The sequence below is a fragment of the Pseudomonas sp. 5P_3.1_Bac2 genome (assembly GCF_025465995.1).
In the GTDB taxonomy this organism is placed as follows: Bacteria; Pseudomonadota; Gammaproteobacteria; order Pseudomonadales; family Pseudomonadaceae; genus Aquipseudomonas.
Genome location: NZ_JANLNY010000015.1, coordinates 1 through 927 on the forward strand (window position 1 = coordinate 1; position 927 = coordinate 927).

1 pseudogene is annotated in these 927 nt (G+C 58.0%); it reads right to left on the bottom strand.

Annotation, left to right across the window (positions count from 1 at the left end):
• Positions 1 to 39 precede the first annotated feature (39 nt).
• Positions 40 to 891 (bottom strand): annotated as a pseudogene (locus NTD81_RS10205) (IS3 family transposase); the annotation flags it as partial.
• Between the last annotated feature and the right edge of the window lie 36 nt (positions 892 to 927).

Genomic DNA, 927 nt, shown 5'->3' on the forward strand with positions numbered 1-927 from the left:
GACGTCTCCCCGTCTTCAGTAGCAGCTGGCTTTAGAGTCCTAGTTCAATATAACGGCTTGCGAGGTCAGTTGCTCGGCATAGGCCGATGGGGTTAACCCACCGAGCCCTTTCTTCGGTCTTTCTTCGTTGTATTCCCTCCGCCAAGACTCAATCACCACCTTGGCGTGCGGCAGACTGGCGAACCAGTGTTCGTTCAGGCATTCATCACGAAAGCGCCCGTTAAACGATTCGATGTAGGCATTCTGATTGGGTTTGCCGGGCTCAATCAGAAACAGCAGCACACCTCGCTGATGAGCCCATGTCAGCATGGCGCGACCACAGAACTCCTTGCCATTGTCCGTGCGGATGGATTTGGGCAGCCCGCGTGACATGGCCAGACGATCCAAAATGCGCGTCAACAAAAGTCCGCCAATCGATCGTTCCGGCACGATGGCGACAGCCTCATGGGTAGCATCATCCACCACGGTCAGGCTCTTGATGACACGCCCTTCAGCCGTGCGATCAAAAACAAAGTCCATCGACCAGACCTGATTAGCTGCCCTTGGGCGCCCTAGCGGCTGTCGATCTGCAATCGGGATCTTCTTGCGCTTACGCCTTTTCACCTGCAAGTGAGCCTCGGCATACAGGCGCTCCACCCGCTTGTGGTTGACCACCTCGCCAGCCTGGCGCAGCTTCAAATAGATCATCGCGGCGCCATAGCGGCGATGCCGATGAGCCAAGGCCACAATACGCTCACGCAGGTTCTGGTTGCGATCCGCTCTTGGCTGGTAGCGCAGAGCGCTGGCGCTCATGCGAATCACCTGAAGCGCTCGACGCTCACTCAAGCCGCGTGCCGTCATGTGGCGCACCAGCTCTCGACGGGAGGGGGCGCTCACCACTTTTTTCGCAAGGCCTCACGAGTGACCTCGATCTCCAGCATCGACTCG